The organism is Kitasatospora sp. NPDC058048, from assembly GCF_042885555.1.
GTDB classification, from domain to species: Bacteria; Actinomycetota; Actinomycetes; order Streptomycetales; family Streptomycetaceae; genus Kitasatospora; species Kitasatospora lactacystinica.
In genome coordinates this window covers 130,419-154,856 of record NZ_JBHVRT010000019.1, presented here as the reverse complement: position 1 = coordinate 154,856, position 24,438 = coordinate 130,419, and the positions used below count along the sequence as shown (strand labels likewise).

At 73.7% G+C, this 24,438-nt stretch carries 25 protein-coding genes and 1 riboswitch; of the genes, 17 read left to right on the top strand and 8 right to left on the bottom strand.

Annotation, left to right across the window (positions count from 1 at the left end):
• Nucleotides 1-6: 6 nt before the first annotated feature.
• Nucleotides 7-1,044, bottom strand: a complete 1,038-nt coding sequence (locus tag ACFVVA_RS21520) for a glucosyl-3-phosphoglycerate synthase (RefSeq protein WP_387691648.1) — start codon at nucleotides 1,042-1,044, stop codon at nucleotides 7-9.
• A gap of 111 nt (nucleotides 1,045-1,155) precedes the next feature.
• A riboswitch (SAM riboswitch) is annotated at nucleotides 1,156-1,292 on the top strand.
• A 16-nt stretch (nucleotides 1,293-1,308) separates the two neighbouring features.
• On the opposite strand from ACFVVA_RS21520, the gene thrC reads away from it, so the two are divergent.
• From thrC to ACFVVA_RS21490, 6 genes are all read left to right on the top strand, one after another.
• Nucleotides 1,309-2,616: a threonine synthase gene (gene thrC, locus ACFVVA_RS21515; RefSeq protein ID WP_387691646.1), complete on the top strand. Its 1,308-nt coding sequence runs from the start codon at nucleotides 1,309-1,311 to the stop codon at nucleotides 2,614-2,616.
• 35 nt (nucleotides 2,617-2,651) lie between these two features.
• Nucleotides 2,652-2,930 carry a MoaD/ThiS family protein gene (locus tag ACFVVA_RS21510; protein ID WP_387691645.1) on the top strand — a complete coding sequence of 93 codons (279 nt, stop codon included), beginning with the start codon at nucleotides 2,652-2,654 and terminating at the stop codon, nucleotides 2,928-2,930.
• 537 nt (nucleotides 2,931-3,467) lie between these two features.
• Complete coding sequence (locus ACFVVA_RS21505; protein WP_030289665.1) at nucleotides 3,468-3,671, top strand: cold-shock protein; 204 nt, start codon at nucleotides 3,468-3,470, stop codon at nucleotides 3,669-3,671.
• 321 nt (nucleotides 3,672-3,992) lie between these two features.
• Nucleotides 3,993-5,615 (top strand): chaperonin GroEL, encoded by a 1,623-nt coding sequence (groL, locus tag ACFVVA_RS21500; RefSeq protein ID WP_359905842.1) that lies wholly within the window; start codon nucleotides 3,993-3,995, stop codon nucleotides 5,613-5,615.
• 164 nt (nucleotides 5,616-5,779) lie between these two features.
• The gene (locus ACFVVA_RS21495; protein WP_359905840.1) at nucleotides 5,780-6,136 is read left to right on the top strand and encodes a hypothetical protein; all 357 of its coding nucleotides are present in this window, start codon (nucleotides 5,780-5,782) and stop codon (nucleotides 6,134-6,136) included.
• A gap of 21 nt (nucleotides 6,137-6,157) precedes the next feature.
• Nucleotides 6,158-6,331, top strand: coding sequence for a hypothetical protein (locus ACFVVA_RS21490; RefSeq protein ID WP_387691642.1), 174 nt, complete (start codon nucleotides 6,158-6,160; stop codon nucleotides 6,329-6,331).
• A 6-nt stretch (nucleotides 6,332-6,337) separates the two neighbouring features.
• On the opposite strand, the gene ACFVVA_RS21485 is transcribed toward ACFVVA_RS21490, so the two are convergent.
• Nucleotides 6,338-7,057: a hypothetical protein gene (locus ACFVVA_RS21485; protein ID WP_387691640.1), complete on the bottom strand. Its 720-nt coding sequence runs from the start codon at nucleotides 7,055-7,057 to the stop codon at nucleotides 6,338-6,340.
• Between the two features lie 66 nt (nucleotides 7,058-7,123).
• On the opposite strand from ACFVVA_RS21485, the gene ACFVVA_RS21480 reads away from it, so the two are divergent.
• From ACFVVA_RS21480 to ACFVVA_RS21470, 3 genes are all read left to right on the top strand, one after another.
• Complete coding sequence (locus tag ACFVVA_RS21480; protein ID WP_380349060.1) at nucleotides 7,124-7,507, top strand: PadR family transcriptional regulator; 384 nt, start codon at nucleotides 7,124-7,126, stop codon at nucleotides 7,505-7,507.
• On the top strand, nucleotides 7,504-8,484 hold the full coding sequence (locus ACFVVA_RS21475; protein WP_387691639.1) for a hypothetical protein: 981 nt from the start codon (nucleotides 7,504-7,506) through the stop codon (nucleotides 8,482-8,484). Before ACFVVA_RS21480 ends, ACFVVA_RS21475 begins: the two co-directional genes overlap by 4 nt.
• An 88-nt stretch (nucleotides 8,485-8,572) precedes the next feature.
• Nucleotides 8,573-9,259, top strand: a complete 687-nt coding sequence (locus ACFVVA_RS21470) for a copper homeostasis protein CutC (RefSeq protein ID WP_387691638.1) — start codon at nucleotides 8,573-8,575, stop codon at nucleotides 9,257-9,259.
• A 147-nt stretch (nucleotides 9,260-9,406) separates the two neighbouring features.
• Here ACFVVA_RS21470 and ACFVVA_RS21465 read toward each other — a convergent pair whose 3' ends face one another.
• Nucleotides 9,407-11,458, bottom strand: coding sequence for a HelD family protein (locus tag ACFVVA_RS21465; RefSeq protein WP_387691636.1), 2,052 nt, complete (start codon nucleotides 11,456-11,458; stop codon nucleotides 9,407-9,409).
• A 358-nt stretch (nucleotides 11,459-11,816) separates the two neighbouring features.
• On the opposite strand from ACFVVA_RS21465, the gene ACFVVA_RS21460 reads away from it, so the two are divergent.
• Nucleotides 11,817-11,978, top strand: a complete 162-nt coding sequence (locus tag ACFVVA_RS21460) for a hypothetical protein (protein WP_359905820.1) — start codon at nucleotides 11,817-11,819, stop codon at nucleotides 11,976-11,978.
• 42 nt (nucleotides 11,979-12,020) lie between these two features.
• On the opposite strand, the gene ACFVVA_RS21455 is transcribed toward ACFVVA_RS21460, so the two are convergent.
• Nucleotides 12,021-13,658, bottom strand: coding sequence for a DNA repair helicase XPB (locus ACFVVA_RS21455; RefSeq protein WP_359905817.1), 1,638 nt, complete (start codon nucleotides 13,656-13,658; stop codon nucleotides 12,021-12,023).
• 97 nt (nucleotides 13,659-13,755) lie between these two features.
• Entirely contained in the window at nucleotides 13,756-14,160 is a 405-nt protein-coding gene (locus tag ACFVVA_RS21450; RefSeq protein WP_387691633.1) for a hypothetical protein, read from the bottom strand.
• Nucleotides 14,161-14,267: 107 nt separating this feature from the next.
• Here ACFVVA_RS21450 and ACFVVA_RS21445 point away from each other — a divergent pair, with 107 nt between their 5' ends.
• Nucleotides 14,268-14,522, top strand: a complete 255-nt coding sequence (locus ACFVVA_RS21445; RefSeq protein ID WP_049652328.1) for a hypothetical protein — start codon at nucleotides 14,268-14,270, stop codon at nucleotides 14,520-14,522.
• Nucleotides 14,523-14,532: 10 nt separating this feature from the next.
• On the opposite strand, the gene ACFVVA_RS21440 is transcribed toward ACFVVA_RS21445, so the two are convergent.
• Nucleotides 14,533-17,034 (bottom strand): helicase-associated domain-containing protein, encoded by a 2,502-nt coding sequence (locus ACFVVA_RS21440; RefSeq protein ID WP_387691631.1) that lies wholly within the window; start codon nucleotides 17,032-17,034, stop codon nucleotides 14,533-14,535.
• 170 nt (nucleotides 17,035-17,204) lie between these two features.
• Between ACFVVA_RS21440 and ACFVVA_RS21435 the strand changes: the two genes are divergently transcribed.
• Nucleotides 17,205-18,125, top strand: coding sequence for a hypothetical protein (locus ACFVVA_RS21435; protein ID WP_387691629.1), 921 nt, complete (start codon nucleotides 17,205-17,207; stop codon nucleotides 18,123-18,125).
• A 149-nt stretch (nucleotides 18,126-18,274) separates the two neighbouring features.
• On the opposite strand, the gene ACFVVA_RS21430 is transcribed toward ACFVVA_RS21435, so the two are convergent.
• A complete protein-coding gene (locus tag ACFVVA_RS21430; RefSeq protein ID WP_387691627.1) occupies nucleotides 18,275-18,910 on the bottom strand; it encodes an NAD(P)-dependent oxidoreductase in 636 nt (211 codons plus the stop codon).
• Between the two features lie 149 nt (nucleotides 18,911-19,059).
• Here ACFVVA_RS21430 and ACFVVA_RS21425 point away from each other — a divergent pair, with 149 nt between their 5' ends.
• Nucleotides 19,060-19,833: an SDR family NAD(P)-dependent oxidoreductase gene (locus ACFVVA_RS21425; protein ID WP_387691625.1), complete on the top strand. Its 774-nt coding sequence runs from the start codon at nucleotides 19,060-19,062 to the stop codon at nucleotides 19,831-19,833.
• Between the two features lie 105 nt (nucleotides 19,834-19,938).
• Nucleotides 19,939-20,580 (top strand): TetR/AcrR family transcriptional regulator, encoded by a 642-nt coding sequence (locus ACFVVA_RS21420; RefSeq protein ID WP_387691623.1) that lies wholly within the window; start codon nucleotides 19,939-19,941, stop codon nucleotides 20,578-20,580.
• Between the two features lie 27 nt (nucleotides 20,581-20,607).
• Here ACFVVA_RS21420 and ACFVVA_RS21415 read toward each other — a convergent pair whose 3' ends face one another.
• Nucleotides 20,608-21,480 carry an alpha/beta fold hydrolase gene (locus ACFVVA_RS21415; protein WP_387691621.1) on the bottom strand — a complete coding sequence of 291 codons (873 nt, stop codon included), beginning with the start codon at nucleotides 21,478-21,480 and terminating at the stop codon, nucleotides 20,608-20,610.
• 69 nt (nucleotides 21,481-21,549) lie between these two features.
• Here ACFVVA_RS21415 and ACFVVA_RS21410 point away from each other — a divergent pair, with 69 nt between their 5' ends.
• The 3 genes from ACFVVA_RS21410 (at nucleotide 21,550) to ACFVVA_RS21400 (ending at nucleotide 24,421) form a co-directional block, all read left to right on the top strand.
• On the top strand, nucleotides 21,550-22,155 hold the full coding sequence (locus ACFVVA_RS21410) for a TetR/AcrR family transcriptional regulator (protein WP_380538309.1): 606 nt from the start codon (nucleotides 21,550-21,552) through the stop codon (nucleotides 22,153-22,155).
• 233 nt (nucleotides 22,156-22,388) lie between these two features.
• The gene (locus ACFVVA_RS21405) at nucleotides 22,389-23,429 is read left to right on the top strand and encodes a fatty acid desaturase family protein (RefSeq protein ID WP_387691670.1); all 1,041 of its coding nucleotides are present in this window, start codon (nucleotides 22,389-22,391) and stop codon (nucleotides 23,427-23,429) included.
• Between the two features lie 194 nt (nucleotides 23,430-23,623).
• Entirely contained in the window at nucleotides 23,624-24,421 is a 798-nt protein-coding gene (locus tag ACFVVA_RS21400; protein WP_387691618.1) for a hypothetical protein, read from the top strand.
• The last annotated feature ends 17 nt before the right edge of the window (nucleotides 24,422-24,438 follow it).

Sequence of the window (24,438 nt, the reverse complement as noted above, 5' to 3'; positions counted from 1 at the left end):
AACCCCTCAATGACGGGTCGCGTATTCGGGGACGGTGTGCATCGGGGGGCGTTCCAGGGCGGTCACCGGGTGGGTGTGGGCGGTGAAGGCGCGGGTTTCCGGGTCGCGGGTGAACTGGGTGAGCTGGGGATGGACGAGGTCGGCGGAGGCCTTGAGGCGATGGGTGCGGTCGAGGCGTTCCAGGGCGGTCCGGTAGATGGTGGCGGCCATCCGGCCGAGGGCCTGGCCGTCCTGGTGGCGGTGGTGCCGGACGCCGACGTCCACCTGGGCCAGGGCGTCCAGGCCGGCCAGTTCCAGGGCGTCGACCAGCAGGCCGAGTTCGACGCCGTAGCCGGTGGGGAAGGGCAGCCGTTCGAGCAGTGATCGGCGGGCCGCGTACTCGCCGCCGAGGGGCTGGACGAAACCGGCGAGTTCCGGCCAGTGGAGGTTGAGCAGGGGCCGGGCGACGAGTTCGGTGACCCGGCCGCCGCCGGCGGGCAGGACGGCGCCCTCGGATTCCAGCGGGCGGTCGTACATGGCCTTGACCAGCTGGATGGACTCGTCGGTCAGCAGCGGGCCGAGGATGCCGGAGACGAGGGCCGGGTCGAATTCGCGCAGGTCGGCGTCGACGAAGCAGACGATGTCGCCGCGGGTGACCAGCAGCGAGCGCCAGAGCACCTCGCCCTTGCCGGGGACGGCGGGCAGCCGGGGCAGGACGGCGTCGCGGTGCTCGACCCGGGCGCCGGCCTCGGCGGCGACGGCGGCGGTGGCGTCGGTGGAGCCCGAGTCGACGACGACGAGTTCGTCGACGAGCGGGAGGCGTTCCATCAGCTCGCGGCGGATGGTGCGGACGATGTCGCCGACGGTGGCCTCCTCGTCCAGGGCGGGGAGGACCACGCTGACGGTGCGGCCGGTGCGTTCCTTGGCGGCGAGGAGGGTGCGGACCGGCCGGTCGGCCGCGCTCCAGGAGCGGCGGCGCAGCCAGGACGCCGCCTGCGGGAGGAGCTCGGGAATCGGTTCGGCGGGCACGGAGGTCTCCTCGGCGGGGTCGGTGGGACGGGTCATCTCGCGTGGCGGACGCACCCGTTCAGGATTGACGCCTTCGGATACAGTCTTCGTACAGCGGTCGGACCTTTGCACGCCGGGGTCGCCGTTGAGCACCACCACAATTTCACAAGCTCATCCAGAGGGACTGAGGGAACGGCCCGTTGACGTCCCGGCAACCTTCCCGCGCGGCTGTCTGTCGACAGGCCCCGGCGGGACAGGTGCCAATTCCGGCCTGTGGCGCGACCGTGCCACGGGGAAGATGAGGAGAGAGGCCTCGCCATCATGGCTATCGACACCGCCGCACCCTCCCCCAGCCTTCGGCCGGGGGGACCCCCACCCGTCGACCTCGGCCCCGCCGCCGCGCTGTCCTGTCGCGAGTGCGGCACCCGCTTCCCGCTCGGCCCCAGCTTCGCCTGCCTGGAGTGCTTCGGCCCGCTGGAGATCGCCTACGAGTTCGGCAGCGAGGGCGCCGAGGAGCTGCGCAAGCGGATCGAGGCCGGTCCGGCGTCCATCTGGCGGTACGCGCCGCTGCTGCCGGTTCCGGCCGACGTGGCGTCGAAGCCCAATCTGAACCCGGGGTGGACCCCGCTGGTGAAGGCGGACAACCTGGGCCGGGAGCTCGGTTTCACCGCCCAGCTGCACGTCAAGGACGACTCCGGGAACCCGACGCACTCGTTCAAGGACCGGGTGGTCGCCTGCGCGATCGAGGCGGCCCGGGCGTTCGGGTACACCACGCTGTCCTGCTCCTCCACCGGCAACCTGGCCGGCGCGGTGGGGGCGGCGGCGGCCCGGGCCGGGTTCCGGTCCTGCGTGTTCATCCCGCACGACCTGGAGCAGGGCAAGGTCGTCATGGCCGGGGTGTACGGCGGCGAGCTGGTCGGCATCGAGGGCAACTACGACGACGTGAACCGCTTCTGCTCGGAGCTGATCGGCGATTCGGCCGGCGAGGGCTGGGGCTTCGTCAACGTGAACCTGCGGCCGTACTACGGCGAGGGTTCCAAGACGCTGGCGTACGAGATCTGCGAGCAGCTCGGCTGGCGGCTGCCGGAGCAGATCGTGATCCCGATCGCCTCGGGCTCGCAGCTGACGAAGATCGACAAGGGCCTCCAGGAGCTGATCAGGCTCGGCCTGGTCGAGGACCGGCCGTACCGGATCTTCGGCGCCCAGGCCGAGGGCTGCTCGCCGGTGTCGGCCGCGTTCAAGGCCGGCCGGGACGTGATCAAGCCGGTCAAGCCGGACACCATCGCCAAGTCGCTGGCGATCGGCAACCCGGCCGACGGCCCGTACGTGCTGGACATCGCCCGCCGCACCGGTGGCGCGGTGGAGGACGTCACGGACGCCGAGGTCGTGGCGGCGATCCGGCTGCTGGCACGGACCGAGGGCATCTTCGCCGAGACCGCGGGCGGGGTGACCGTCGGCGTGCTGAAGAAGCTGGTCGAGACCGGGCAGCTGGATCCGGCCAAGGAGACCGTCGCGATCAACACCGGCGACGGCCTGAAGACCCTGGACGCCGTCTCCGACTCCGGGATGACCGCCGTCATCCGCCCGACGCTGGACTCGTTCCGCGCCGCCGGCCTCGCGTCCGCCTGAATCACTCGATCGGCCCCGCCCCCGCTAGGAGAGTCATGAGCGCCAACGTCCGCATTCCCACCATCCTCCGCACCTACACCGACGGTGCCGCCGTGGTGACCGCCGAGGGGGTCACCCTGGCCGAGGTCGTCGCCGACCTGGAGAAGAACCACCCGGGCATCTCGGCCCGCATCCTGGACGACACCGGCAAGCTGCGCCGCTTCGTGAACGTCTACGTGAACGACGACGACGTGCGTTTCGCCGAGGGCCTGGCGACGGAGATCAAGGACGGCGCCGGCATCTCGATCATCCCGGCGGTGGCCGGCGGCTGCTGAACCTTCGCGACCAACCCGCGGTCGCCCGCGCGTACGGAATTCCGTTTCCCGTATGCGCGGGCGACCGCTGGCATTCCGGCCGGAATATTTCCCGGTCGAGTCGGAGTAGAGTGTGGCTCGGTTGGGAACAGGGTTTCCCTTTCGGCCCCCGCAGTGCTCGGCCCGGGGGCGTCCGGCCGGCGGGACCGGCCCGTGAAACATGTCAGGCGGATGTCAGAATTCCCGCGGACATTTGAGTAATTCGTCCGCTATGTCCGGCGTGAAATGCCGAGATTATTCCGATTCGGCCCGTCCTGTCCCTTGACATCGAGGCGGAATTACCGGTGGCTGGCCCTGTTGCAGAGGGCGTCGATCCGGATACATTCAGCGGCGGTCGACGCAATCACCCGCTCGCCGGAAGCCGCCTGGCGTCCTGCACGGAGGGTTGCGGCGTGCACGGCTGCGCCCAGGGGGGGTTCCCCGGGCCGGCCTTCAACCAACCCGGGCCCGCGACCTGCGGGCGCGTGAAGGGCCAGCACAGCACTAGGGGAGTTCGGAATGGCTCAGGGCACCGTCAAGTGGTTCAACGCGGAGAAGGGCTACGGCTTCATCGCGGTCGACGGTGGTGCGGACGTCTTCGTCCACTACAGCGCGATCCAGATGGACGGCTACCGCACCCTCGAGGAGGGCCAGCGGGTCGAGTTCGAGATCTCTCAGGGACAGAAGGGCCCGCAGGCGGACATGGTCCGCGCCGCGGTCTGACCCCTTCCGACCCCAGGAGCTCGGCGCGGCCCTGCGGCTGGTGACCTCTCGCTTCTCGACGGGCCCGTGCGACTCGTGTCGCACGGGCCCGTCGGCGTTCCCGGGCGGCCCCGGCGGCGGCTCGCGGATTGTCGATTGGGCTTGCACTCGCCCACCCGGAGTGCTAATCATTGGCGTTAGCACTCACAGTGTGAGAGTGACAGCGGACCGGGTCGGTGAGGCCCCCGGGAGCGGAGGGAATGGACCTCCGCGCACCAGGGCCGTCCGTCGCGGGCACCCCTTGGTCCGAGCAGTCGACCGTGTCCCGGAGGACCACTTCTGATGGCCAAGATCATCGCCTTTGATGAGGAAGCTCGCCGCGGCCTTGAGCGTGGCATGAACCAGCTCGCCGACGCGGTGAAGGTCACGCTCGGCCCCAAGGGCCGCAACGTCGTGCTGGAGAAGAAGTGGGGCGCCCCCACGATCACCAACGACGGTGTCTCCATCGCCAAGGAGATCGAGCTCGAGGACCCGTACGAGAAGATCGGTGCGGAGCTCGTCAAGGAGGTCGCCAAGAAGACGGACGACGTCGCGGGTGACGGCACCACCACCGCCACCGTGCTCGCCCAGGCCCTGGTTCGCGAGGGTCTGCGCAACGTCGCCGCCGGCGCCAACCCGATGGCCCTGAAGCGCGGCATCGAGAAGGCCGTCGCCGCCGTCTCGGACCAGCTGCTGGCCCAGGCCAAGGACGTGGAGACCAAGGAGCAGATCGCCTCCACCGCCTCCATCTCGGCCGCCGACACCCAGATCGGCGAGCTCATCGCCGAGGCCATGGACAAGGTCGGCAAGGAAGGCGTCATCACCGTCGAGGAGAGCAACACCTTCGGTCTGGAGCTCGAGCTCACCGAGGGCATGCGCTTCGACAAGGGCTACATCTCCGCCTACTTCGCCACCGACCTGGAGCGCATGGAGGCGACGTTCGAGGACCCGTACATCCTCATCGCCAACTCCAAGATCGGCTCGGTCAAGGACCTGCTCCCGCTGCTGGAGAAGGTCATGCAGAGCGGCAAGCCGCTGGTCATCATCGCCGAGGACGTCGAGGGCGAGGCCCTGTCGACCCTGGTCGTGAACAAGATCCGTGGCACCTTCAAGTCCGTCGCCGTCAAGGCCCCGGGCTTCGGTGACCGCCGCAAGGCCATGCTCGGCGACATCGCCATCCTCACCGGTGGCACCGTCATCTCCGAGGAGGTCGGCCTCAAGCTGGAGAACGCCGGCATCGACCTGCTGGGCACCGCCCGCAAGGTGGTCATCACCAAGGACGAGACCACCATCGTCGACGGTGGCGGCGACAGCGAGCAGGTCGCGGGCCGCGTCAACCAGATCCGTGCCGAGATCGAGAACAGCGACTCGGACTACGACCGCGAGAAGCTCCAGGAGCGCCTCGCCAAGCTGGCCGGCGGCGTGGCCGTCATCAAGGCCGGCGCGGCCACCGAGGTGGAGCTCAAGGAGCGCAAGCACCGCATCGAGGACGCCGTCCGCAACGCCAAGGCCGCCGTCGAGGAGGGCATCGTCGCCGGTGGTGGCGTCGCTCTGCTGCAGGCCGGTGTCGCCTTCGACAAGCTGGAGCTGGACGGCGACGAGGCCACCGGTGCCAACATCGTCAAGGTCGCGCTGGAGGCCCCGATCAAGCAGATCGCGACCAACGCCGGCCTGGAGGGTGGCGTCGTGGTGGAGAAGGTGCGCAACCTCCCCGCCGGTCACGGCCTGAACGCGGCCACCAACACCTACGTCGACCTGATCGCCGAGGGCATCATCGACCCGGCCAAGGTCACCCGCTCCGCGCTGCAGAACGCCGCCTCCATCGCGGCGCTGTTCCTCACCACCGAGGCCGTCATCGCCGACAAGCCGGAGAAGGCCGCCGCGGCCGCCGGCGGCGGCATGCCGGGCGGTGACATGGACTTCTGATCCTGATCGCTTTCGATCGGATTGGTTGGACCTCGTCCGTGTGGGCGGTTCCCTTCGGGGGGCCGCCCACACGGCGTTTCGGCGTTCGGACGTGTCGGCGCTCCGGGCGCTCCGGGCGCTCCGGGCGTTTCGGCGTTCCGGACGTGTCGACGGAGAATGGACGGATGGCTGCTGACGACATCGAGACCGCCCTGCACAACGCGCGGGCACTGATCCTGGCCGACCTCACCGCGCGGGACGTGGCGGACGCCGCCGTCGTCTCGCTGGTGGAGCAGGCCGTGACGCACCGCCGCTGGTGGCTGGAGCAGTGGCCGGACGGCACCGAGTACGTGCTCGGGCTGGTCGCCCAGGACGTCCAGGACGCGCTGCTGGAGGCGTACGGGCGCTGGCCGCTGTGCGCCGACTGCGCGGCCGACGGGGACCCGCACGCCCTGGGCGTGGAGCCCGAGCTGGGGCCGGACCCGCACTGGGTGTGCGGCAAGCAGGGCGCGGTGGTGGCACCCGTGGGGAAGCTCGCGTAGACCCGTGCGTACCGTGGCGGTATGAAGCGCTGGGTGTGGGGTGCGGCGGGCGGGTGCTGCGGGCTCGGGCTGTGGTGGGCCGCGGTCGAGCTATTGGGGGCCGACCAGGACGCCTGGTGGGCCGTGCTGGGGCGCGTCCCCTCCGTGATGGCGGGGATGGCCGCCGCGGACCGGGTGCTCGCGCGCCGGGGCTGACGGCCGTCAGAGGGAGCCGAGTTCGGCCGTCAGGTTGGTCCGCGCTGCGGCCGTGAAGCGCTCGCGGGCGGCGGGAGTGCGGTAGAGCGCGGGCAGGGCGAGCAGGTGACGCAGGACGGCGGCCCGGCCAGCCGAGAAGTCCGGCGCGGGGACGAAGCCGTACTCCTCGCGGACGGCGGCCGCGTACGCCGCGTACGCCTCGGGGCTGCCGCCGAGGACGGCGAGGTCCGCGTCGCAGAGCACCTCGCCGTTGCGGTCGCCGGGCGCCGGGTTGTGGCCGACGGTGAGCAGCACCAGGCGCTCGACCTCGGCGACCCGCTCGGCGGGCAGTCCGGCGGCGGTCAGCGCGCGGACGGCCAGGGCGGCGCTGCGCTCCTCGTTCTCGGTGCGGTCGGGGCGGTGGACGGCGTCGTGGAACCAGGCCGCGAGCCGGACGGCCTCCGGGTCGTCGGCGTGCCCGGCCAGCTCGTCGACGTGTTCCAGCACGGCGTGCAGGTGGGTGACGGTGTGGTAGCGGCGCTGCGGCTCCGACCAGCGGCGCAGCAGCTCCCGGCCGTACGGTTCGGGCTCGGCGGCGGCCCCGCAGCGGTGCAGCAGGGCGGTCCAGGCGGCGAGCAGGCCCTCGGTGAGCGGGCCTTCGGTGAGCGGGTCTTCGCCGTGCGGCCGGTGCCCGGGAGTGGGCGGCCGGTGCCCGGCGGCGGACGGGTCGTGCTCGGTGGTCGGCATGGCGACCATTGTGGCGGCCCGGCCGGGCGCTGGACCTATAGGTAGGTTGACGATATATGTAGTCGTATGACTGAACGCTCCATGCAGGAGCCCACGCTGCTGCTGCTCACCGCGCTGGCCGACGCCCCGCGGCACGGCTACGCGCTCATCCAGGAGATCGCCGCGATCTCCGACGGCCGGGTCAGGATGCGCACCGGCACGCTCTACGGGGCGCTCGACCGGCTGCTGGGCCAGGGCCTGATCGAGGTCGCCGCCGAGGAGGTGGTGGACGGCCGGGCCCGGCGCAGCTACGCGCTGACCGGGGCCGGCCGGGACGCGCTGGCCGCCGAGGCGGAGCGGCTGCGGGCGGTGGCCACCGAGGCCGAGCGCCGGCTGAGCAGGATCCGGTCGATGCTGCCGGGCAAGGCCGGGTCGCAGGGGCGGCCCGCGGCGGGGGGAGGCCTCTCATGAGCACGCCGACGATCGGCGCGGCGCCCTCGGCGGTGCTGCGGGCCGCGCTCCAGCTCTACCCGGAGCGGTACCGCCGCGAGCGCGGCGAGGAACTGGCCGAGGTGTTCGCCGACACGACCGCGGCCGGCGGCCGGCTGGCGGTCGCCCGGGAGGTCCTCGGCCTGGCGGTGTACGGGCTGCGGGTGCGGCTCGGACTGACCGGGGCCTCGCCGGCCGGGCGGCTGCTGGCGCTGCTCGCGCCGATGCTCGCCGGGGCGGTGGCCGGGGCGGCGTTGGCGGCCTGGCTGACCACGGCGGACCGGGTCGCCACCCGGTTCTCCTGGGACGACTCGTTCGGGACCCGGTTCGCGATGTTCTGCCCGCCGGTGGCCGCCGCGCTGCTGGTGGTGGCGGCCCTCCTGGGACGGTGGGCGGCGGTGCGGGGCAGCGCGCTGATCCTGGGCGCGTCGGCGCTGTACGAGCTGGTGGGTGCCGTGTGGAACGACCTGGCGGACGCCGCGGTGTCCCCCTACTTCAGCCTGTGGTGGAGCGGCTACATCGGGATGGCCACGCTGCCGTTCGTCGCGGCCGCGCTGCTGCTGGTCGCGGCGCCGACCGACCTGCTGCCCCGGCCGACCTGGCGCACGGGCGGCCTGGTGCTGGCCTCGGTGGCGGTGGGCGCACTGCTGGAGACGGCCCAGAGCTGGGACGACACCAACTTCCCGCTGGACCGGGAGTGGGTCGTGGTGATGCTGATCGTGCCGCTGCTGCTGACCCTCGCCGGGCTGCGCGGGCGGATGGCGCCGGCGGCGGTGGGGGCGGCGGTGCTGGTGCTGACCGGCCCCGGCTGCCTGTTCAACATCTGGCGCGAGTCCGGCGGGGTCTCGCACCTGCTGCCGCTGGTGGCGCCGACGGTGGCCGTGCTGCTGCTGGTGGCGGTGGCGGTGCACCGGTTCGGGCGGCGGGAGGCGGTCGGGGCGGTCCGGGGGCCGGCCTGACCGGGAGGAGCGGGGAGGCCGTCGCCGGGTGACCGGAACGGCCTCCTCGGAGTTTCCGGGGGCGGACGGATGTGGCAGGCTGTCGAATATGTCTAGACCAATTTTCGAAGTCATCGCGCTGACGCCCCAGGACGCCCAGGCCGCCGAGTCGGGCGGCGCCGACCGGCTCGAACTGGTCACCGACATGGCCGCCGACGGGCTCACCCCGTCCGTCGAGGACTTCGGCCGGATCCGGGCCGCCGTCGGCATCCCACTGAGGGTCATGCTGCGGATCCGGGACGGCTTCGCCCCCGGCGACGTGGACGAGCTGTGCGCCCGGGCCGCCGCGCTGCGGGCCGAGGGGGCCGAGGAGTTCGTCCTCGGCTTCCTCGACGCCGACGGCGCCGTCGACCTGGCCGCCACCACGGCCGTCGCCGGGGCGATCGCCGGCTGCCGCTGGACCTTCCACCGGGCCATCGACCACAGCGCCGACCGGGCCGCCCTGCGGGCCGCCGTCGGCGGGCTGCCCGGCCTGGACACCTTCCTCACCTCCGGCGCGGCCGCCGGGGTGGACGCCGGGCGCGAGGTGCTGTCGGCCGAGCTGGCCCGGGCCGGCGAGCCCGGGTACCGGCAGCGGATCCTGATCGGCGGCGGCCTGCGGGCCGAACACCTGAAGGAGCTGCGGGCGGAGGGCTTCGACGCCTTCCACGTCGGCGGCGCGGTGCGGGTCGACGGCTGGCGGACACCGGTGGACGCGGCCAAGGTCGCCGAGTGGCGGGCGCTGATCGACGCCTGAGAGCCCGCGGCGGGCGTCGTACCGCGCGCCCGTGCCGAGCACCGCGCCGAGAGTCCGCACTGAGAGCCCGTGCCGCGCGCCCGAGGTGGCCGGCCGCGGCCGGCCACCGGGCGAGAGGGCCGGTCCGCGGACCGGCCCTCTCGCGCGCTACCGCAGCTGCTCCGGCAGCGGCTCGCCGTGCAGCACCGTCAGCCCGGAGACGGCACGGGTCAGCGCCACGTACAGCCGCCGCAGGCCGGTCCGCTCGTCCGGCTCCCCGGCGATCACCGCGGCCGGCTCGTCCAGCACCACGTAGTCGTACTCCAGGCCCTTGGCCAGCGAGGCCGGGACGAGGGTGAGCCGGGCCTCCGCGCTGGTCTCGGCGCCGGGGGAGAGGTGCGGCAGGCCCGCGGCGGTCAGCGCCTCGGCGAGCTGCGGGATGCGGGCGTCGGCGGCGATCAGGCCGGTCGAGCCCTCGTGCCCCAGCGCCTCCCGGCAGGCCGCCAGGACCGCCTCCGTGGTGTCCCCGTCGGCGACCCGGCGGATCGTCAGCGAGCCCGGGGCCTCACGGACCGAGGAGGCCGGGGCCAGGCCGGGGGCGATCGCCGGGAGCAGCCGGGAGGCGTACGCGATGACCTCCTCCGGAACCCGGAAGCCCTTGGTCAGCTCCTCGATGTGCGCCTCCGGCTTGCCCAGGTGGTGCAGCGCCTCCGGCCAACTCGCCGTCGCCCACGGCGTGGTGCCCTGGGCGAGGTCGCCGAGGACGGTCGCCGAGCCGGTGGTGCAGCGCCGGCCCACCGCGCGGTACTGCATCGGGGAGAGGTCCTGGGCCTCGTCCAGCACCACGTGCCCGAGCGAGGGGGTGCGCTGCACCAGGTCGGTCGCCTCGTCCACCAGGACGGCGTCGGCCGCCGTCCAGCGGGCGGTCCGCACCGAGCGGTCGCGCTTGGGCCGGAGCACCGCCTGCTGCTCCTCCGGCGTCAGCACGCCCTCGGCGCACGCGGCCAGGAACTCCGGCTCGGAGAGCAGCCGCAGGACGACCTTCGCCGGATCCACGGCCGGCCAGCACTCCTTGACCACCGCCTTGACGGCGCTGTTGCGGGCCACCGCGTCCTGCACCCGGTCGTCCGGGGCCTCGCCGCCCTGCTCCATCTTCAGCAGCACGGCGTGCGCGATGCGCTGCGGCAGGGCGTCCCGCGCCGCGCCGTAGCGGACCTCACGGCCCTTCAACTCCTCGATGATCTCGGCCAGTTCGTACACCGGTACGCGCCAGCGGCGGGAACCGCGGACCACCACGCAGGGCTCAGTGGGCAGGGTGATGCCCGAGCGCACCGCCCGGCGCAGCACCTCGGCCATCCGGGCGTCGCCCTTCAGCCGGGCCGCTTGCGGGTCGTCCTCGCCCCTCACCTCGACGTGCCCGACCAGCTGCTGCACGGTGGCCTGGGCGACGTCCAGCTCGCCGAGGGCCGGGAGCACCTGCTCGATGTAGGACAGGAAGGCGTTGTTCGGCCCGATCACCAGGGTGCCGGTACGGGCGAGACGCTCGCGGTGCGCGTACAGCAGGTAGGCGACGCGGTGCAGGCCGACGGCGGTCTTCCCGGTGCCGGGCGCCCCCTGGACGCAGATGGTGCCCGTGATGTCGGAGCGGACGATCTCGTCCTGCTCCGGCTGGATGGTGGCGACGATGTCGCGCATCGGGCCGACGCGGGGCTTCTCGATCTCGGCGGCCAGCAGGGCGGAGGCGGTGTCGTCCTCGGCCGGATCGCTGAGGTGCTCGTCCTCGTAGGCCGTGAGCTCGCCGCCGGTGTAGCCGAAGCGGCGGCGGCGCTCGACGTCCATCGGCGCGGTGCGGCTGGCCCGGTAGAACGGCTGGGAGACCGGCGCGCGCCAGTCGATCACCATCGGGTCGCCGTCGGCGTCGTGGACGTGCCGGCGGCCGATGTAGAAGTTCTCCCCGCCGCTGCCCTCGCTCAGTTCCTCGCTGATCGCGTGCAGGTAGTCGAGGCGGCCGAAGAACAGCGGGGTGTGCGAGAGGTCGGCCAGTGCGGCGATCCTGGCCTCGATCTGGTTCTGGAGCACGAGGGCGGTGACCCAGGTGCCGGTCACGTCGCGGATGTCGAGCGACTCGACGTCCTCGCGCATGGCGCGCAGCGCGGCCCGGGACGCGGCCAGGTGGTCGCGTTCGCGCTGGAGGGGGTCGGTGATGGGGGTGGCGGGCACAGCGAACCTTCCCGGCTGCCCCGGTGGCGGGCGCAGCGGATCGTAGGAGCTCACGGTGGGCACGCCGACCGGTTGCCGTGCGGTCGGCACCTCCCCCGGCTGCCTGCGGGACTTCAGCAGGTACCACGGTTCGGGAGGGGGCAGACGGACGATCCTAGACCCGTCCGCCCGGCGGTTCCAGCCCGGCGGCTCCCGGGGTGGGCCCCCGCGGGGTCTCGGGGTTCCTCCCCACGGGGTCTCGGGGTTCCTCCCTGCGGGGCGTCGGGGGCCGCCGTACACCGGCAGGACGACCCGTGCACCTGCGGATACGGCCTTTGGAGTGATGCCGTCGGCCGCCCGGGTGCCTACCGTTGAAGACATGAGCACCACGAACCGCATCCCCCGATCCGGCCCGGCCGGCGCCACCGCCGTCTCCGGGCGTCACCGCAATCCGCTCAGCACCGTCGTGCGCAACGTCGGCATCGCCCTGGACACCGCCGCGCGCGTGATCTTCCTCGGGCGCGACGGTGTCCGGTACTGAACGCGACGGTGTCCGGTACGGAACCGGTGCCGGACAGCCGTCCTACAGCACGTCGTCCGCGTCGATGATCCGGTACGCGTAGCCCTGCTCGGCCAGGAAGCGCTGCCGGTGGGCGGCGAAGTCCTGGTCCACGGTGTCGCGGGCGACCACCGAGTAGAAGTGCGCCGCGTGGCCGTCCGCCTTGGGACGCAGCACCCGGCCGAGGCGCTGGGCCTCCTCCTGGCGGGAGCCGAAGGTCCCGGAGACCTGAATGGCCACGGTGGCCTCGGGCAGGTCGATCGAGAAGTTCGCGACCTTGGAGACCACCAGGACGCCGATCTCCTTGTTCCGGAAGGCGTCGAAGAGCTTCTCGCGCTGGGCGTTGCTGGTCTCGCCCTTGATCACCGGGGCGTCCAGGGCCTCGCCGAGCTCGTCCAGCTGGTCGATGTACTGGCCGATGATCAGCGTCTGGTCCTTCTCGTGCTTCCTGACCAGCGCCTCTACCACCCGCCGCTTGGTCGCCGTGGTGGCGCAGAAGCGGTAGCGCTCCTCCGGCTCGGCGGTCGCGTAGGCGAGCCGCTCGGAGTCGGTCAGGGTGACCCGCACCTCGCAGCAGTTGGCGGGCGCGATGTAGCCCTGGGCCTCGATCTCCTTCCACGGCGCGTCGAAGCGCTTGGGGCCGATCAGGCTGAACACGTCGCCCTCGCGGCCGTCCTCGCGCACCAGCGTGGCGGTCAGGCCGAGCCGGCGGCGGGCCTGGAGGTCGGCGGTGAACTTGAACACCGGCGCGGGCAGCAGGTGCACCTCGTCGTAGACGACCAGGCCCCAGTTGCGGGCGTCGAACAGCTCCAGGTGGGCGTAGACGCCCTTCCGCTTGGTCGTCATCACCTGGTAGGTGGCGATGGTGACCGGGCGGATCTCCTTCTTCGTCCCGCTGTACTCGCCGATCTCGTCCTCGGTGAGCGAGGTGCGCTTGACCAGCTCGTGCTTCCACTGGCGGGCCGAGACGGTGTTGGTGACCAGGATCAGCGTGGTCGACTTGGCGTGCGCCATCGCGGCCGCGCCGACCAGCGTCTTGCCGGCGCCGCAGGGCAGCACGACCACGCCCGAGCCGCCGTGCCAGAAGCCCTCGACGGCCTGCGCCTGGTACGGGCGCAGCTGCCAGCCGTCCTCGTCCAGGTCGATCGGGTGCGCCTCGCCGTCCACGTAGCCGGCGAAGTCCTCGGCGGGCCAGCCGAGTTTGAGCAGCACCTGCTTGATCTGCCCGCGCTCGGAGGGGTGCACCACCACGGTGTCGGGGTCGACCCGGGCGCCGACCAGCGGGACGATCTTCTTCGAGCGCAGCACCTCCTCCAGCACCGGCCGGTCGGTGGTCGTGAGCACCAGCCCGTGGGTCGGGTGCTTGAGCAGCTGGAGGCGGCCGTACCGGCCCATGGTGTCCGCCACGTCCACCAGCAGCGCGTGCGGCACCGGGTAGCGCGAGTACGTCACCAGGGCGTCCACCACCTGCTCGGCGTCGTGCCCGGCCGCCCGCGCGTTCCACAGGCCGAGCGGCGTCACCCGGTACGTGTGCACGTGCTCGGGCGCCCGCTCCAGCTCGGCGAACGGCGCGATGGCGCGACGGCAGTCGCCGGCCTTGGGGTGATCGATCTCCAGGAGAAGAGTTTTGTCGCTCTGGACGATGAGCGGTCCGTCGTTCACGCGGGGAAGCCCTCCACTGGCTGACAGGGTGGATTGACGCAGACCCTCCAGTGTCGCGCATTCCGCCGGGAGCGTGGGCGGGCCGGTTCCCGGGCGGCTACTTCCACTCGTAGAACTTGCCGGTGATCTTGCCTCCGGCGTCCGTCTCGAACTCGAAGACGCCGACGACGCCGTTGAGGCGTTCGAGGGCGGGCGAGGCGGTGGAGAAGAAGATCGCGCCGCGGAAGCTGGTGCCTCCGCCGTCGGTGAAGTGGCCGATGCCGCTGCCGTGCCAGCCGACGCCCTGGCCGTCGGCGGTCATGTCGACGCCCTGGCCCTCACCGAACAGGGAGCCGTCGGAGCGCAGTTCGGATTCGTAGGTGGCGATGGTGCTGACGGCGGTGCCGTAGTAGCTGCCGGTGCCCTTGATGGACACCTCGACGACCGGGTGCCCGTCTCCGGCGGCGAGGACGCGTCGGCCGGTCTCCTCGCCCTGGATCTCACCGATCAATTCGCCGAGCATGGTGGGTGCCTCCTTGTCGGAATCCCCTGCTTCCGGACTACGCCGATGGGACCGGCCCGTCAATTACTTCGAGTGACCACGGTGCGTACTCGCTCGTTGAGCTGGCCATGAAGAAGTCGAAGCGTGTTCTCACCGCCCTCGCCCTGATGGGCTCGGCCTTCGCGGCCACCGCCTCCTCGGCCGGTTCGGCCCACGCCCTCGCGGGCATCGGCGAGGGGCCCGGCGGCCTGCTCGCGGCGCCCGGGTTCCTGCTGGCGGACACCGTCACCGGCGGCTCGATGCCGGTCGGGCAGGGGCAGATCGGCAGCCTGGCGGACAAGGCCGTCCAGGACAAGATGAAGGAGGCGCAGCAGGGGCACTGAGGCCCCGGACTCACTCGTCGAGTTCCGCGACGCCGGTGATGCGGTGCAGGGCGAAGGTACGGAGTTCGTCGGCGTGGTGGTCGAAGGCGGTGACGAAGCCGCCTTCGACCTTGACCGGGTCGATGATGCGCTGGCTGGCGATGCCCTCGGCGTTGAGGTAGCCGATCCACATGCGCTCGCCGAGCAGGACGGCCGTCTGCAGGGCGGCCAGGGTCTCCGCGGCGGCGGTGCGGGGGAGCCGGCGCGGGTCGGAGGCGGGATCGCGGCGGGTGGCGGTGGCCGCGCGGTCGCCGGCCCGGATGGCCTTGATGGCGGCCGCGAGCAGGGTGTCGTCGGGCGCGGGCGGGCCGTCGGGGACGGGCACGGGGGCCGTCCGGGGCGGGGTGCGGTGGCTGTCCGGGCGGGTGATCAGTACGTCGCCCTCGGCGGATTCGGCGGCCGGGGCGTAGCCCATGGTGCGCAGGGTCGTGAGCAGCACGTCCGGGGCGGCCTGGGAGGCGAGGACGGTGGGGGCGAGCAGCCGCAGCCGCAGGTCGGCGGAGCGGCGGTCGGCGAGCACCTCGCCGAGCAGGGACGGGTCGTCGCAGCGCAGGTAGGAGGAGGCGGCGCCGACCCGCAGGACGCCGTGCCGGCGGGCGACGTCGTCGATCAGGTAGGCGAGCGGCTGCGGGACGGGCGTGCGGCTGTGCTGCTCCAGGAAGGACCGCAGGTCGGTGGCGGTGCGGCCGGCGTCGAGGGCGCGGCGCACCGAGGCCGGGGTGAAGCGGTAGACGGTGGCGCCGCCCTTGGACTCGATGTCGGCGCACAGGGCGAGGGCCTGGGCGAGCGGGGTGAGCAGCGGGCCGGGGGCGATCGCGGTGAGGTCCGGCTGGAGGATCACGTGGTCCAGCGGCTGGGGGAGCAGCGGGGCGAGCACCTCGGCCGGGTCGGACTCGGCGGTGAGCAGGGCGCGGGCGGGGGCGGCCAGGGCGCCGCGGCCGGTGATGCCGAGGAGTTCGGCCTCGTCGAGGGTCCAGGCGGTGAGCTCGTCGCGCAGTTCGCGGCCGTCCGGGCCGGTGGGGCCGCCGCGCAGCGGGCGCTGCCAGCGCAGGGTGGGCAGGAGTTCCTCGGCGGTGGCCGGGGTGCCGGGCGGGAGTTCGGCGAGCAGGGCGAGGGCGGCGCGGCGGACGGAGGGGGCGAGGGTGCGGTCGAGTTCGGGGCCGAGGGCGGCGCGCGGCTTGCCCCGGCCGTCCGCGGTGCCGGTGAGGGCGGGGACGCGGGTGGCGGCGAGCCAGGCGGAGGCCAGCACGGACCAGCGCTCGGCGGTGTCCAGGTGCAGCCAGGTGTCGTACCCCGGGGTGGGGGCCCAGCGTTCGTCCACCTCGCCGTCGGGGGCCAGCAGCCCTGCGGTGTAGGCGAGTTCGAGCCAGAAGGCGGTCTGCCGTTCGGTGCTCTCCAGGGACTGGGCGGTGCGCTTGAGGTCGCGCACGCCGAGGCCGCCGGCGCGCAGGGTCAGCGGCGGGGTGAGGCCCCAGCCGTCCAGCAGTTCCTCGACGGTCTTGACCGCGGTGTGCGCCTGGCCGGCCGCGGCGCCGTCCACGGCCCGGGGGTCGCGCGGGGCGGCGGCGGGCGCGGGCTCGGGCTGGACCGGCTCGACGGTGCGGTGGGTGCGGCCGCCGCGCAGGTGCAGGGCGAGTTCGCGGGGCAGCACGACGCTGCCGGGGCTGTTGGGCAGCAGCAGACCGCGGGCGAGCAGCCACTCGACCGGGCTCTGGGCGTCCTCGGCGGTGACCGGGCGGGCGGCGTCCGGGACGGTGCCGGTGGGCGGGCCCCAGACCAGCCGTTCCAGCAGCCGCCGCGAGGCCTCGGGCGCGGTGTCGAGCAGCGCCGCGCAGCGGGTGCGGTCGGTGAGCAGTGCGGTGAGCGCGGCGACGGCGCTGACCGGGTCCGGGGTGGCGGGCTGTCCGGCGGAGGCGAGCAGCTGCTGCAGCCGGGCCGGGGACATGCCGATGGTGGCGTCGGCGAGGGTGGGGCCGAGGCCGGTGCGGCCCGGGTTGCCGGTGGTCGGGGCGAGCGCCTCGCGGACGGCGAGGACCAGCCGCAGCCCGTTGTCCGGGCCCCAGAGCAGCGCCCGGTCGCGCAGGGTGGCGATCGCGCGCGGCAGGGCGGTGGCGACGGCGGACCGGTCGGCGGGGGTGAGCGGGGTCGCGCCGGGGTGCGGCTTGACCTTCGCCGGGCCGGTCAGCAGGGTGCGGACGGTGCTCAGCGAGGTGCCGTCCGGGGCGGTGGCCAGCGCCTCGGCGACCTGCAGGGTGAAGCGGTCGAGCCGCTCCAGGGCGCGCAGCGCGGAGGCGCGCGAGGAGAGCCGGGCGGACAGCTGGGTGAGGTCGCCGGGGACGGGGTTCAGCAGGTCGGGGCGGGAGCGGAGCAGGGCGGCGAGCGCGTCGTCCGGACGGGCGCGCAGTTCCTCGGCGAGGGTGCGCGGGCCGGTGGCGGACCTGCTCCGGCGTTGAGGGCCCTGCTGTGTGGTCATTCGACCTAGGTTAGTCGGGCGCGGGGACGACAGGGTGTCCCTCGGCCCGCCGCACCCGCGGCGCACCGCCGCACCGCGGACGGACTCGCGCGGGCGGGGGCGGGGTGGGTAGCGTCACGCCGAGGGCGGTTCGGTGGGCGGCCGGTACGGGCGAGGCGGGGTGGTCGGTGATGACGGACGGCGAGTGGTGGCGCAAGAGCGGGCCGTGGAGCGAGCGCTCGGGCGGCGGTCCGGAGGCCGGCGCGGGCTCCGGTTCCGGCGGCGCCGCGGAGGCTCCGTCCGCCCCCGCCCCCTCCTCCGTTCCCGTCCCCGCCCCGGGGCCCGTGCCGGACTTCGACCCCGACAGCGTGTACGACCCGCCGGCGCCGAGCGCGGCCGGCATCCCGTCCGTACCGCTGGACCCGCCGGACCTGGCCACCGCCGAGGCGCGGGCGCACGCGATCCCGCCGCCCACGGTGTCGAGCACCGGCCCGTGGACGATGACCCTCTTCGACTTCTCGGACGGGCCGCGGCCCGCGCCGAAGCCCATCCCCGAGCAGCGCACCGGGGAGGAGACCGAGCCCGCGCCGGAGCCGACGGTGCCCGCCGCGGACCTGAGGAAGAAGCCGCGCCGGGGCCGGCTCAAGCAGGCCCCGGCGGCGCCCGCCGCCCCTGCCGGGAAGGCCGCGGGCAAGGCGAAGGGAAAGGCGAAGGGCAAGGGCCAGGAGGCGCAGAAGGACGCGCCCGCCCGCAAGCCCTCCCCGCTGATCCTGCTCTCCTGCGGCCTGCTGGTCGGCGGCGCGGTCGCCGGCTTCCTCCCGGCCATGCTGGCCGGCTGGGGCCTCGGCTACCTGTCCCGCCAGATCTCCGAGCTGATGCGCAAGTTCGTGATCCTCGGCATTCCGCTGGTCACGATGAGCGCGACCACCCTCTACTCCATGCGGCAGGCCAAACAGGCCGGGGGGCAGGGCGGCGGCCTCCAGTCGGGCTCGCCGCTGGGCCAGATCAGCTGGTCGTCGGCCCCGAACGTGCTGCGGCTGGCCGCGGTGCTGTCGGCGGTGGTCCTGCTGCTGCTCGCCATGCGCCGCCGCCCGCCGCAGCAGCAGGGCTGAGCCGGGGGCGGTCGGCGGCGGCCATCGGGTGACGGCCGTTCGCGGCTCGGTGGCTCCATGGTTCGGGCGCTCATGGCTCGTGCGCTCATGGCTCGTGCGCTCACGGCCCGGGTGACGCGGCTGCCGCCGCCGCCGGAGCGGGCCGGGCGTCAGTCGTCGGCGAGGTGGACGAGGCGGCGGAAGGTCGCCGGGTCGCCGAGGTGGCCGACGATCCAGTGCGCGACGGTGGCGCGGGTGGCGGTGCCGGCGCGGGGAAGCGGCCGGTCGTAGGAGATCTGCGGGCCCGCGGACGGCGGTCCGTCCTTGAGCATCGGCACCCGGACGACCGTCCAGGCGGTGTCGGAGCCGGCGAGCACCGCCTCCATCCGGGCGAGGTCGTGATGGATCTCCCGGTACAGCCGGTCGACCACCAGTCTGGTGACCATCCGCTGGGCGAACGGGAGCCGGCTGGTGTCCAGGCCCGCCGAGCTCATCGTCACCAGGTGCCGGACGCCGCCGTCCCGGACCGCCGCGGTCAGCTCCCGGGCGCCGTCGGAGAAGACGGTGGTGGCTCTGCGGCCGGTGCTGCCGAGGGTGGCGACGACGGCGTCCTGGCCGTTCAACGGGCCGTGCAGGGAGCCGGGTTCGCCGACGTCGGCCCGCGCGGTGAGCGCGCTGCCGTGCGTGTGCGCCGGTAGCCGGGCGGGGTCGCGGGCGACGGCGGTGACGGTGTGTCCGGCCGCCAGTGCGAGGTCGACCACCAGGCGGCCGGTGCGTCCGGTGGCGCCCACGACTGCGATCCTCATCGGTTCCTCCTCAGGATTCCGGGACTCGGGGACTTCGGGACTCGGGCGGTGCCCGGGTCGATGCTTGTCATTCATTCAGACGGACTGTATGAATGAATCCAAGTGAACCACAGCACACCGCGAGTGCAAGTCCAAAGGAGCGATGGGACATGGGAGTTCTGCAGGTGCGGTACCCCGATCTGGCCGGCCGGGTGGTCGTGATCGCCGGCGGCAGCCGCGGCATCGGCGCGGAGACCGCCCGCGCCTTCGCCCGGCAGGGCGCGGGCGTCGCCGTCCTCGGCCGTGACGAGGCGGCGCTGAAGGAGGTGGCCGGGGAGCTGCGGGCGGAGGGCGCCCGGGCGCTCGGGCTGGTCGCCGACTGCACGGACGCGACGGCGCTCGGCTCCGCCGCCGCCCGGATCGAGCAGGACCTCGGCCCGGTCGACGTCCTGGCGGCCTTCGCCGGTGGCGACGGCTACCCGGTGCCGACCGTCCGCGAGACCGAGGAGCACTGGCGGGCCGTACTGGACGGCAACCTCACCGCCACCTTCCTCACCGTCCAGGCCTTCCTGCCCGGCCTGCTGGCCCGCGGCAGCGGTTCGATCGTCACCATGGCCTCCACGGCGGGCCGGCTGCCCAGCGGCGCCTCCGCCGCCTACGCCACGGCCAAGGCGGGCGTGCTGATGTTCACCCGGCACCTCGCCCTGGAGGTCGCCGGTGAGGGCGTGCGGGTCAACGCCGTCGCGCCGGGTGCCGTCCGTACCGAGCGGACGGCGGCGCAGATGCCGCCCGAGGTGCAGGCCGCGGTCGCCGCCGCGCACCCGCTGGGCCGCCTCGGCGAGCCGGTGGACATCGCCTCGGCGGTGCTCTTCCTGGGCTCGGACGCGTCCTCCTGGATCACCGGGCAGACCCTGGACGTCAGCGGCGGGCGGGTCATGCTCTGAGCGGCCGGGCCGTCCCGGCGGGCGCCGGGGCGGCCCCGCCCGGGTGAACCGATCGGCGATACTGCCAGTTCACGCGGACGAGCGGAACGAGTGGAGGCGAGCGGGATGAGCCCCCGGTCCTACCGGATGGGACAGCGGCAGGCGGAGGTCGACGAGACCCGCGCCCGGATCGTCGCGGCCGCCCGCGCGCACCTGGCCGAGACCGGAGGGGTCTCGCTGGACGCCGTCGCCCGCCGCGCGGACGTCGCCCGGGCGACCGTCTACTACCAGTTCGGCTCCAAGGCGGGCCTGCTGGAGGCGGTCTGCGACGCCCTTGCCGCGCAGGGCGGTATGGCCGGGCTCGCCGAGGCCTTCACCCTGGCCGACCCCTGGGCGGCGGTGGACCGCTTCGTCGAGGTGATGGGCGGCTTCTGGGCGGTCGACCGGGTCTGCACCCGGCGGCTGCGGGCCCTCGCCGCGCTCGACGAGGAGGTGGGCCGGGTCATCGCCGACCGCGACGCCCGCCGCCGCGAGGGTGCCGCCGTCCTGGCCGGCCGGCTGCCCGCCGCCCCGCCGGACGCAGCGAGCCTGCTCTTCGTCCTCACCGCCTTCGAGACCTACGACGCGTTGGAGGCGGAGGCTGAGGCGAAGACGGGGACGGGGACGGCGGGCATGCCGGACGGCGGCGGTGGTGGTCCGACCGCCGCCACCCCGGCCGTCATCCGTCTGGTCCGCGCCGCGCTCGGTGGGCCGGTGGAGCGGCCGTAGCGGCGACGGGGCCGACGGGCGGCCCGGTCAGCCGGCCTGCCGCGCGGCCATGCCGAGGATCCCGGCGGTGACCGCCGCGGGGTCGTCGGTGGGCAGCGAGTGTCCCGCGCCGGGGACGATCTCGACCCGGGCGGCGGGCACCAGCCGGTGCAGGCGGTCGGCGACGGCCCGGGAGTCGTGCAGGGCGCTGCGTTCGCCGAGGAGGAAGAGGGCGGGGGCGGTGAGTCGGCCGAGTTCCTCGTCGGTGAGGGTGGCGGCCGGGGGCAGTCGGCGGCGGAAGCCCATCGAGGCGCGGACCAGGGCCATCAGTTCGGTCTCCAGGACGGCGCTGTTGCCGACCAGTCGGGCCAGCCGGGGTCGCAGCGGTCGCGGCGCCATGGCGGCGAGGCCGCCGAGGATCATCCAGGTGTAGAAGCGGCGGTCCAGGTCGGCAAGGCCGGCCGTGTCGACCAGGGTGAGTCCGGCGGTCCGGCCGGGGTGGTGGATCTGGTGGTTGAGGGCGATCCAGCCGCCGTAGGAGCAGCCGACCAGGTGGGCGGTGGGCAGGTCGAGGGCGGTGAGCAGGTCATCCAGCCAGGCGGCGGCGTCGCGGCCGTCCGCGATGGGGGCGCTCTGCACGCTGGCGCCCGGTTCGCCGACGGTGTCCACGGCGATCACGGGGTGCTGCGCGGCGAGGGTGTCGAGGTAGCCGTGCCACATCAGCGCGTTGCCGCCGGAGCCGGGCAGCAGCACGATCGGCCGTCCTTCGGCGGGGCCGGTGCGGTAGACGCGGGTGGTGCCGTAGCCGGTGGGGACGTCGAGCGGTGTCCACGGCCGTGGCCGCAGTTCGGTCAGCGCGCGCTCGTAGGCGGTGCGGAAGCGGGCTTCGGCCTTGCCGTTCCTGAACTCGCTGATTCGCATGGTACATGTGTATCACATGCATGATACGGGTGTACCAGGAGAACGGGTCGGACGTACGGAGGCCGGAACATGACCGCGAAGGTCGACCACGAGGAACGCCGCCGGCAGATCGCCGAGGCCCTGCTGCGCATCGCCGACACCCAGGGCCTGCAGTCCGCCAGCATGCGGGCGGTCGCGACCGAGGCCGGCGTCTCCCTGCGACTCGTGCAGTACTACTTCACGACCAAGGAGGGCCTGCTCCTGGACGCCCTGGCCAGGCTCGGCACCCAGCTCCAGGCCCGGATGGAGCAGTGGATCGGCCCGGCGCGCGCCCCCCGGGAGGTGGTGACGGCGGTCCTGTCCTGCATCCTGCCGACGGACGCCGAGAGCCGCCGGATCACCAGGACGTACGCGGCGTACTACACGCTGGTCCTCGGCGACCCCGAGGTGCTGGAGAAGCAGGCCGCGCAGCCGCCGGTCGTGCTGGAGGGCTTCCTCGCCAAGCAGCTGCGCGCGGCGCAGCAGGCTGGGGAGATCGGGCCGGAGCGGGACGTCGACACGGTCGCGGCCGGGCTGCTGGCGATGGTCAACGGACTCGGCTCCAGCGTCCTGGGCGGCCAGCGCACCGGTGAGCAGGCGCTCGCGGTCCTCGCGTACCACCTGGACGAGCTGTTCGGCCGGCCGGAAGCCGGCTGAGGGCACGCCCGACGGATCCCCGCCCCGACGGATCCTCGCCCCGCCGAATCGGCGCCCCGCCGATCCCCGCCGCGGCCGGCTCCCCACCCCGCCGCCGCCCCGCCCCGCCGATCCCTGTGGCGGGCCGGCACCCCCGCGGCAAGGGGGTTAACACCCGTACGGGACGGGTGCTTTCCCCGTTCTGCGGGCGGGCCGGCCGCCGCCAGACTCGGGGCATGCCCGCGCAGCCCGTGATGACGACCGAAGCGCCCGAAGCCCCCTCCCCCCGGCCGGGGAGCGGTGGCAGCGACTTCGCCCAGTTGACCCGCCGGATAGCCGCCGAGGGCCTGCTCGACCGGCGCCCCGGCTACTACGCCGTCCGCGTGGGCCTGGTGCTCGCCGCCTTCCTCGGTGGCTGGTACGCCCTGTTCGCGCTGGGCGACACCTGGTGGCAGCTCGGCCTGGCGGCGGCGATGTCCGTCGTCTTCGCCCAGATCGGCCTGCTCTCCCACGACCTGGCGCACCGCCAGGTCTTCGACCGGCGGCTGCCGAGCGAGATCGGCGGCCGGATCGCCGCCAACCTGCTGATGGGCATGAGCTACGGCTGGTGGATGAACAAGCACACCCGCCACCACGCCAACCCGAACCACGAGGAACGGGACCCGGACGTCGCACCCGAACTCCTGGTGTGGTCCAAGCGGCAGGCCCGGCAGGCGAGCGGCCTCGCCCGGTTCATCGGCCGCCGGCAGGCGTACCTGTTCGTCCCGCTGCTCCTGCTGGAGGGCCTCAACCTCAGCTTCAACAGCTTCCGCGCGCTGCGCAGCCCCGTCATGAAGCGCCCGGTGCTGGAGGGCGTGCTGCTGGTGGTCCACTTCGCCGGCTACTTCGGCCTGGTGTTCGCCGCGCTCCCGGCCGGCAAGGCGGTCGCCTTCCTGGCCGTCCACCAGGCGCTGCTCGGGGTCTACCTGGGGTCCGTCTTCGCCCCGAACCACAAGGGCATGCTGATGGTGACGCCCGGGATGAAGCTCGACTTCCTGCGCCGCCAGGTGCTCACCTCGCGTAACGTCCGCGGCGGGCTGCTCGTCGACTCGCTGATGGGCGGCCTCAACTACCAGGTGGAGCACCACCTGTTCCCCAGCATGCCGACCCCGGCGCTGGGGCGGGCCGCCCGGATCACCCGGGAGTTCTGCGCCGAGAAGGGCGTCCCGTACTGCGAGACCGGCCTGTTCCGCTCCTACCGGGAGATCTTCGCCCACCTGCACCGGGCCGGCGAGCCGCTCCGGTCCGACGGGTGACCGTCGCCTCCGCCGCGGCGGCCGGCGGTCACCTCCGCCGCGGCGGGAGGCGCGGGAGGGCCTGAACGCCGCTGTCCCGCGCGGGAGCTCGGACTGGCCGACGTCCCGCGCGGACCGGCCGTCCTGCGGCACCGACCGTACGGCTGCGCGTTCGCGCCCGTACGATGCCCGAGCGGGGTGGGCGGAGGCCGGAGGTGGATGTGGTTCGGTTCTGGCTGCGGTGGGTGATGATCGCGGTCCTGGGGACGGCGGTCGTGTTCGGCGGCTGGGCGGGGTGGCGGCTCTACCGCGCCACGGCCATCCCGGCCGCTCCGGACGTCCCGGGGCTCGCACAGACCTCGGTGACCGTCGAGGCCCGCCGGGCGGCCGAGGAGCGGATGGCCGACCGGATCGACCGGCTGCCCGAACTGCTGCCGTGGGCGCAGGGGTTGGGGAGGTCGACGGTCGACGTGTGCCGCACCGACTACCGCGGTGATCTGTTCAGCCGGGGCACCTGGCTGCCGGTGGCCTGCGAGCGGACCGTCAACGTCTACCTGGCCTTCGACGGGGGTGACGTCCGCTCCCGGCTGGCCGATCTGGACCGGTACCTGGACGGCCAGGGCTGGCGCAGCTCGCAGAGGTGGAACAGCCTGGTCGCGGCCGACGAGTACGACCACCAGCCGCCCGCCGACCCGACCCCGGAGGAGGCGGCGGAGGCGGCGGCCAGGCCGATCGCCCCGTCCGTGGAGTTCGCGCTGGCGACGGGCGAGGCGGTGCGGACGGAACTGGCCGTGAACGTGACCCGGCCGCCCGGCCCCGAACTCCTGACCTCCGGCGAGGACTACTGGTACGAGAAGTACGGAAGCCGGCGCTACCGGAACGACGAGGGGCAGCGGTCCGCGTACCTGGCCTGGCAGCCCGTGCGGCCGAGCGAGGTCACGAAGGCGGCCGAGGGCCGGTACGTGGCGGTCCTGGGCTTCACGACCAGGTACGCGCAGCACGAGGCCGGGTAGGGCCGGCCGGCCGCGGC